The 7,616-nt window shown below is 32.9% G+C and carries 10 protein-coding genes; 8 read left to right on the top strand and 2 right to left on the bottom strand.

Going from position 1 to position 7,616, the window contains the following annotated elements; all coding sequences use genetic code 11:
* Positions 1-348: 348 nt before the first annotated feature.
* Positions 349-876, bottom strand: a complete 528-nt coding sequence (locus I4U58_RS00385; RefSeq protein WP_195928827.1) for a zinc ribbon domain-containing protein — start codon at positions 874-876, stop codon at positions 349-351.
* Positions 877-1,083: 207 nt separating this feature from the next.
* Here I4U58_RS00385 and I4U58_RS00380 point away from each other — a divergent pair, with 207 nt between their 5' ends.
* Positions 1,084-1,332 (top strand): hypothetical protein, encoded by a 249-nt coding sequence (locus I4U58_RS00380; protein ID WP_195928825.1) that lies wholly within the window; start codon positions 1,084-1,086, stop codon positions 1,330-1,332.
* 133 nt (positions 1,333-1,465) lie between these two features.
* Here the strand turns inward: I4U58_RS00380 and I4U58_RS00375 are convergent, their stop codons facing one another.
* Positions 1,466-1,789 (bottom strand): Mor transcription activator family protein, encoded by a 324-nt coding sequence (locus I4U58_RS00375; protein ID WP_195928823.1) that lies wholly within the window; start codon positions 1,787-1,789, stop codon positions 1,466-1,468.
* 611 nt (positions 1,790-2,400) lie between these two features.
* Between I4U58_RS00375 and I4U58_RS00370 the strand changes: the two genes are divergently transcribed.
* From I4U58_RS00370 to I4U58_RS00340, 7 genes are all read left to right on the top strand, one after another.
* The gene (locus tag I4U58_RS00370; RefSeq protein WP_195928821.1) at positions 2,401-2,622 is read left to right on the top strand and encodes a DUF1659 domain-containing protein; all 222 of its coding nucleotides are present in this window, start codon (positions 2,401-2,403) and stop codon (positions 2,620-2,622) included.
* A gap of 56 nt (positions 2,623-2,678) precedes the next feature.
* Complete coding sequence (locus tag I4U58_RS00365) at positions 2,679-2,906, top strand: DUF2922 domain-containing protein (RefSeq protein ID WP_195928819.1); 228 nt, start codon at positions 2,679-2,681, stop codon at positions 2,904-2,906.
* Positions 2,907-2,918: 12 nt separating this feature from the next.
* Positions 2,919-3,074, top strand: a complete 156-nt coding sequence (locus I4U58_RS00360; RefSeq protein WP_195928818.1) for a YvrJ family protein — start codon at positions 2,919-2,921, stop codon at positions 3,072-3,074.
* A gap of 133 nt (positions 3,075-3,207) precedes the next feature.
* Positions 3,208-4,491: a hypothetical protein gene (locus tag I4U58_RS00355; RefSeq protein ID WP_195928816.1), complete on the top strand. Its 1,284-nt coding sequence runs from the start codon at positions 3,208-3,210 to the stop codon at positions 4,489-4,491.
* A gap of 79 nt (positions 4,492-4,570) precedes the next feature.
* Positions 4,571-5,881, top strand: coding sequence for a DnaB-like helicase N-terminal domain-containing protein (locus I4U58_RS00350; protein ID WP_195928814.1), 1,311 nt, complete (start codon positions 4,571-4,573; stop codon positions 5,879-5,881).
* Positions 5,882-5,937: 56 nt separating this feature from the next.
* Positions 5,938-6,504, top strand: coding sequence for a single-stranded DNA-binding protein (locus I4U58_RS00345; protein ID WP_195928812.1), 567 nt, complete (start codon positions 5,938-5,940; stop codon positions 6,502-6,504).
* Between the two features lie 96 nt (positions 6,505-6,600).
* Positions 6,601-7,401, top strand: coding sequence for an N-acetylmuramoyl-L-alanine amidase (locus I4U58_RS00340; RefSeq protein WP_195928810.1), 801 nt, complete (start codon positions 6,601-6,603; stop codon positions 7,399-7,401).
* Positions 7,402-7,616 lie beyond the last annotated feature (215 nt).

The raw sequence follows: 7,616 nt of genomic DNA, 5'->3' as shown, positions 1-7,616 counted from the left end.
ACGAAATCCATCTTTGGATCTAGTAATCCTCTCATATTCTCAACTCCTTTTCGTTTTATTTAGATTATACCATAATAGGGGTATTTTTATAATCCTACAAGGGGTTGATTTGGTTAAAATCGGCCGCAGCTTTGTACGTTGCTTGAAATTCACTTCGTTCATGAGTGGGCGACTTCGTACATTGCTTAAAATAAAAAAACTACCCCCATATTTATATATGTGAGTAGTTTTTTTATTTATTTAATTATGTATCATATCGACATGGGCTATGTAATATATCGTTATTTGTCATATCACGCGCTGTATTTTATACATTCGACTTGATACGTCATATTTTAAATATATATTTTAGAATATCTCGAAAAATTCGTCTCCACCTTTATAACTGAACTCTTGGAATCTATCATAAGTTTCCTCGTTTTCGTCATTTTCTTCGTCGTCATCTTGGCTGTATACAGCTCCAAAATCACCTAAAATGCTATGGTCGATTTCTGGCGCTTCGTCTTCTTCATTGTCGAACTCATCATCATGCGCAATTTCGATTTCTACCATGTTTTCTTCATTATCTTCTAATTCGTCCATATTTATTTCTATTTCATCTTCTACAATCTCGTCTATTATTTCTATTTCGCCTTCAGTATTCCAAGGTTTTAGATAACCTCTTTTCCCAAATTCTGTCTCACTTCCGCACTCTTTACAGAATCTCGCCTTTCCACTTCCGATAGTGTTGCACTCTGTATTTGTGCATCTATTTATTAAAGATGCACCGCAAATTTCGCAATAATTTGCATCATCCGCTATGTCTTCATTTTTGCATTGCGGGCAAATCGTCGCTCTACCCCTTTCATTTAGTTCGTAAATAGTATTATATTTCATTATTTTACCCCCTCTAAATGTTTCTTCCTTACTTAGTTTATTACTTTTTTCTAAAATTTTCAATCTAAATAAAAAATTGGGTATAAATTTTATAAAATTTATGATAAACTAAATTGCTATATGCAGAAGTTTTTACATTTTATGACAAAATTTTGTTATATAATAATATGTATGAGGGAAATTTCAAATACAAAGGAGAATTATTAAGTGAAAGGGTTATTAAAAAAACTATGTGATTTTACATTCAAATCACTGACAGACGAATCTGATACTAAATCAGAAGAAAAATCTGAAGATCAAACAGATCAAAGCGACTATGTCTCCCAACTCGCTAGCCATTATAGTCAGTATGAATCTTCGAATAATAAATATTCGGGGAAAATAATAGATGAGGCTTATGCTTGCTATAATGTCAGCTTGTGGGATGAAGAGGATTATTATTTAGATTTAGATTAAGTTAAGGTAGTTATTATATAAGCCAACAGCTTGTTATATGCAAGTTGTTGGCTTTTTCAATTCTAAGGAAATTATATATTATCTGGTTTGTGTTTAATTTTGTCATTTTTCACTATTATTTTTAACCCAGTAGTCATTTTTCTTCATTATTTCCGTTTTTCTCTTTTTTTTGACATTGTGCTGTAATATTTCTAATTGTCGTTACACTCAACTTATACTTTGACGTAAGGTCAAAATACTCCATGCCATTTTTATAATCTTTGTAAATATTCCAATTTCTCAGCTCTCTTTCATAGCTTTCTTTTTGGTTTAAATAAAGTGGATTGCCTCCATATACTTCTAACACTTCTTCGTATTTTTCTTTTCCTATAATCTCATAAAAACGGTGTAATCGCGGCGGTACGATCTTTTTATAATCATAATCAAACTCAGCTATATTCTTATTTTCGCTATCCATAAGCCTACCCCTACCTTTCATAAATCAAAAATACTTAACTATTTACTGTCCGCCATTTTGAGTCTGTATTTATACTTGTATATTTTATAATTCTTAGTCTATTTTGTATGTCTATATTTCATAGTATAGTACATATGTTCGATTACCGCAATATATTTTCACGACATTATATTTCTTTGTATTGCTTAAAATTACTACATTTTTCATATAATTTTGCTTTTATTTGATATAAAAAAATAAATTTTTACAGTATTTTTATTAAATATTTTCCTCAACTTTTGAAAAAACTTTTTGAACAATTTATTTTTTTCAAGTGTTTTATTGGAAAGTGTAGTATCACTTTGGCTATTATTAAAGTAAGAAGACAACATGATATAAAACTTATGATAGAAAGAGCATTTTTCAACAAAACGCTTAATTAGATAACTCATAAAAAGTTTAAACAAAATGCTTAATTATACAAATTATAAGTTTTATAAGTTAAAACAAAATAGTAAATTAAACTATCTATAAATAATAAACCCAACACTCTATAAATTTGCTTTGGTTTTATAGCTTATCTTTTATACTAGGCTATAATTTCATAAATTTTTTACAAAGGAGGTTAACTTATGGCAGTTATAGCGACTAAAAATTTATCATCATTGAAGTTATATTTGGATAAAGGGCTTGACCAAAATTCAAAACAAATCAAAGCTACTAAAACTTTTGGTTTTGTGGACCCTGCTGCAACTAATCAAAACGTATTAGATGTTGCAAATGCAATTGCTGCACTGCAAAAACACGAAGTCTACAACATAGTCAGATTAGACAACTCTACTTTATCTGAATAATTTTCACTTTGGAAGTCACTTCGACTTCCCCACTATAAAAAGAAAGGAGAATTTTTATGACAGAGACAAAAAAACTCGTAATGGTATTTAAAAATTCAGTCGGTAAAAACGTCAGCATCTCTATAGACGATCCAAAAGACAACATTACCGAAACTGAAATCAAGACAACTATGGAGCTTATCGTAGAAAAAAACATCTTTAAGAAAAATGATTATGCATTTGTTGAGGCTGTTAAGGCTAAAATTGTCACTACTGATACGACAGAATATGACTTAGTTCTTTAGGAATGTCACTATATGGAGATTATTGAAACTTTAATTGCTAATGTCGGTTTTCCAGTTGCTGTGTCGATTTATCTACTAATTAGGCTTGAAAGTAAGCTGGAAACCCTGACAGATAGCATCAACAAGCTTTCAAATAACATAATTAATCTTAAAGCTACAAAACAATAAGGCGTAAACTCTATTTTATAATTAAAACCTACTAATTAGGTGCTTCCCCCAAAGCACCCCTCCCCCACAATCTGGGGGAGTTTATCTATTTTTTAATTGGGAGAAATTTATTTTTATAAGGAGGATGTAATTTATGAGATATACAGTAATGGGATTTCTTCAAAAAGGAGCATGTGAACTTGGGCTTTCTATGGGTGATTTAGCCATATTGAGATGGTTTACTGATTTTAAAAACTCTGGTAAAATGATTACAAAAACACTTAAAGGCGATAAATATTATTGGGTATCTTACGAGGCTATCACTGACGAATTTCCTATCTTAAATGTTAAAAAAGATGCCATCTATAGAAGACTTCGCAGACTTTGTGACGCTGAAATTCTGAAAAAAACAACTGTATACAATTCTGGCACATATTCATACTTTGCACTTGGCAAAAACTATTCAAAACTTATAAATTTATCTTATAAAAACTATCCTACTTATAATAAAAATATGTCGTATTTTGATGATGATTCTATTTATTCAATGAATAACATAGAACTTTGTAACTGTATCAATGAATATGATTTTGAAGATGATAATTTTCCATATGATCATAGCGAAAATTGGGACGATAATGATTTTTTATGCAACGAAAATTCGATTTCTTCTGATTTTGATGATTTAAAACTGAGTGAAAATAGAGCGCATTCTTGCGCCAACCCTGTTGATTTAAAACCGAACCCATCGGTTCAAAAACCAAATGTTCCGGACCAAAAACCAAACATCCCGGTTCAAAAACCTGACCAAAAGATTAATCTACTAAATAAATCTACTATATCAGACATACGCGCGAAAAAGGGAAATCCGTCTAAATCGTTATCAGATTTGCTTTTAAGTCTCATTCGAAAAAATAACCCTAACTTCAAAATGCCTAATATGAGAAACTGGGCTAGAACTTTTGATGCAATTTTAAATTTTGACCATAGAGATCTAAAAGAGGTGTCTGAATTAATCAAGTGGGTTCATACAAAAAGTGCTTTTTGGAGTTGCCAAATCCTTAATCCGAGCAATCTTAGAAAGCAATACGACCGCTTAATTTGCCGAAAAAACTACGAAGAAAATAAATTTATGCCTAATTTCGATAACAGCCACAACAGTTTTTTAGATAATCACAGTGATTTTGTGCCTAACTGCAAGGATAGATTTGGATATAATCGCAGTAGTTTTGCGACTAACTACAAAGACGACTTTGGGTATAATCACAGTGACTATTCATCTAACTGTAAAGACGGCTTTGGGGCTAATCGTAATGGTTTTATATCTAATCGCAGGGATAATTTTGTATCTAGTCATAATTCAAAAAACGTTGAAAATTCAATAGTTATAAACAGCATCTATGGTTCTTATTCTCTTGTTGGTTTTGAAGACATTTAAATTTTAATTTGTGAGTATTTAGTCTTATTTTAGTATTTAATCTTATTTGTGATTATTTAATCTTAAAGGGGGAATTTTTATGGAGCTTTACAATATCGAGGCTGAACAAAGTATTCTGGGTGCAATTCTAATCGAGCCTAAGTCTATCTCTGAGGGTAATGAGGTAAATTTATCTAGTAGTGATTTTTATCTCGATAAGCACAAAATCATCTACAAGTGTATGAAAAAATTGTCTGATTCTGACTTGGAAATTGACCTTATAATTCTTTCAAATGAGTTGAAAAATGACAAAACTCTCGACGAAATCGGCGGTGTTGCTTATATTTCGAGCCTTATCACCATTGTTCCGACTGCTGACAACATCATCTACTACATGAAAATTGTGAAGAACCTCGCTATGAAACGCTATATCCACAATATGCTTTTACAAGCCGGAACAAATATTCAATCTATGGATACAAGCGCCTTAATAAACTTCACAGATGAGCTAAAATCAACGCTTTTGGAGTGTACTAATGTCAATGATTTGTTTATTGATGCATCTACAATTTCGCTCAAAACTGAGAATTCAGGTGCGATTGAAACTGGATTTAGATCAATTGACAATGTTACTGGCGGCGGGCTTAACTTTGGCACACTTACTGTTGTGACTGGTGAGCCTGGTTCTGGTAAGAGTACATTTTTAAATCAGATTTTGGCGAATGCGCTCAGTTTAGGGTTCAATGGATTTTTGTATTCCGGCGAGCTTACTTACCAAATGATTATGGAGTGGTTTGCAAAAACTGTTGCAAATACTAAACATTTGTCGATTTGTACCAACAATTTCGGTCAATATGTGCGCCTTAGTGATGAAGGTTTTGAGATGATTAGCAACTGGACCAAGGACAAATTATTTATTTACTCCAAAGAGGCAAGGGCCGACGAGATAAATCTGGCAAATGCGATTGAGTACTTGGCGATTAAGAAAAATGTCAAATTATTTATTTTGGACAACTTGATGACTCTAGAGTGCAGCGGTTCTGACAAATACGAAAAACAAATCATAGCTGTAAAAGCATTGAAAAACCTAGCAAAAAAGTACAATCTCGTCGTCATTTTAGTCGCCCATTCCAACAAAAGCTCGCTTATGAATAGAGAGCCGCACGTTTTTGAAATCTCAGGTGCAAGCGAAATACCCAACTTGGCAGACTATATCTTTAAGACGACGCGTGAAGATGGCAAGCCGTTTACCCATGCGCTCATCCTAAAAAACAGAATCACCGGCATAATCAAAAAACGCGCCCTTTTAGAGTTCAAATCAGAAAGAAAGAGATTTTTCACAAAAGGCGAGCTAGAACTTCAAAAAGACTTTGGGTACGAGCCAACATACGAACAGGGCAGTTTTTGTTAAAACTCTTTAACTTTTCAAAATTTAATTATTATAAAAATTTGTAAGGAGGTATTTTTATGAATTCAGTTATATTAATAGGAAGGCTGACAGCTGATCCAGAACTTAGATTTTTTAACACAGGTGTTGCAATTTCAAAGATTACGCTAGCAATAAACCGCAGTTATAGAAAAGATAGCCAAGTCGTTACTGACTTTATCCCTGTTGAAATTTGGGGCAAAAAGGCAGAATACTGTGCGACTTATATCGAAAAAGGTTGTCTAGTTTCAGTCGATGGCAGTCTACATATAGATAGATATGTTGATTCTGACGGAAATAACAAGACTTTCGCCAAAGTAGTCGCAAATACTATAACAAAACTACACTCACCAAATAGATCTAGTGATGAGAATAATTCTGGCATAAATAACTCAATCCCTGCTAATGCTACTGCTTCTGAATCTTTACTTTCTACATCTGATTCAACTTCTAAATCTAATTTAGTTGGTGATTTAGCCTCAAGTAAAAATTCCAGCAACATAAGTCAAACACCTAAAACTGCGACTGCTCCACCCTTTGCAATTACACCATCTTCCACAGTTCCAAGCGTCACAGAGCTCGCTGAAAATGATGAAATCCCTTTTTAGGCAAAGTAAAAATTGTACCTAAAATAAATATATTTATTATAAATATAATCATATAAATATGAATATATAAATCTACATATATAAAGGAGGTAAATTATGCTCAGCAAACCGAAAATAATCGAAAAATGGCAAAAAAGAAATAGATTTGGCAGACCGGGTACTACTCTTATCACAAAGAAAATTGCTATTCACTATACTGGTCAGGCTGATGTGGAAGGCTGGCGAACTGTGTCATATTTTAACAATGTTGTCGCAAATGGGTACAAGGTCAACGGGAAATATGTCTATGCCTCATCCCACTATGTTATCGACCTCGACGGAACAATTTTTCAATTAATCCCAACTAGCGAGCAATGTTATGCGACCAACAGCGCCAATAAGTACGCCATCGCAATCGAAGTCGCCACAACAGGTGAGGACAATCACTATACCGACGAAACCTACAAAAGCATGGTCCACTTGTGCGCGTGGTTGTGCCAGTATAAGGGGCTTGACTGCAAGACTGACATCATTACCCACACCGATGTCGTCGGAAAAGCTTACAAACTGTGCCCAATTTATATGGTCAAAAATCCCCATAAAATGACACAATTTAAAACTGATTGCCATAACTTAAAGTCAGGCAAAATCACTCTTGATAATATCATCAACTGCACCTCTCCTGACTACATAAAAAATAGCTCAACTTCTCCCCTGCCAAAGATGATAAAAGTCAAAAAAGACGTAAACTATAGAAAATACCCAGATTTTAAAACCTCAAGCATTGCTGGGGTGGCAAAAGCCGGAGATATATTTACAATAGTCGATTTGGTCGAGAGAAATGACACAAATATGTATAAATTAAAATCAGGCTATTATATTACGACAAACAAAACTTATATCGAGGAAATTTATTAGTTTTAATAAAATACATACTGCATCTTATACATTATTAAATATATTTCTTCTTAGAAAGCAAATCACCTAAGGTATTTCCATTTTGAAGATAATATCTCATAAACTAGCTAAAGTTAATTCGCTTTGCTCATGGCGCCAACGAATCAAAGATTCCGTTGCTTTAGTTAATAGGTTGGAAATTAAAAAACCACATCCTAAGTCCCAAGATGTGGTTT

Origin of the sequence: Clostridium sp. 1001270J_160509_D11 (assembly GCF_015667935.1) — a bacterium.
GTDB lineage: Bacteria > Bacillota > Clostridia > Peptostreptococcales > Peptostreptococcaceae > Intestinibacter.
Note: the sequence above shows the minus strand (reverse complement) of the source record. Positions and strands in the feature narration are given on the sequence as shown.

Bases quoted from the DNA above. Each gene is read 5' to 3' on its own strand.
- I4U58_RS00385 (WP_195928827.1), bottom strand. From the start codon at position 876: ATGAAATATAATACTATTTACGAACTAAATGAAAGGGGTAGAGCGACG.
- I4U58_RS00375 (WP_195928823.1), bottom strand. From the start codon at position 1,789: ATGGATAGCGAAAATAAGAATATAGCTGAGTTTGATTATGATTATAAA.
- I4U58_RS00370 (WP_195928821.1), top strand. From the start codon at position 2,401: ATGGCAGTTATAGCGACTAAAAATTTATCATCATTGAAGTTATATTTG.
- I4U58_RS00365 (WP_195928819.1), top strand. From the start codon at position 2,679: ATGACAGAGACAAAAAAACTCGTAATGGTATTTAAAAATTCAGTCGGT.
- I4U58_RS00360 (WP_195928818.1), top strand. From the start codon at position 2,919: ATGGAGATTATTGAAACTTTAATTGCTAATGTCGGTTTTCCAGTTGCT.
- I4U58_RS00355 (WP_195928816.1), top strand. From the start codon at position 3,208: ATGAGATATACAGTAATGGGATTTCTTCAAAAAGGAGCATGTGAACTT.
- I4U58_RS00350 (WP_195928814.1), top strand. From the start codon at position 4,571: ATGGAGCTTTACAATATCGAGGCTGAACAAAGTATTCTGGGTGCAATT.
- I4U58_RS00345 (WP_195928812.1), top strand. From the start codon at position 5,938: ATGAATTCAGTTATATTAATAGGAAGGCTGACAGCTGATCCAGAACTT.
- I4U58_RS00340 (WP_195928810.1), top strand. From the start codon at position 6,601: ATGCTCAGCAAACCGAAAATAATCGAAAAATGGCAAAAAAGAAATAGA.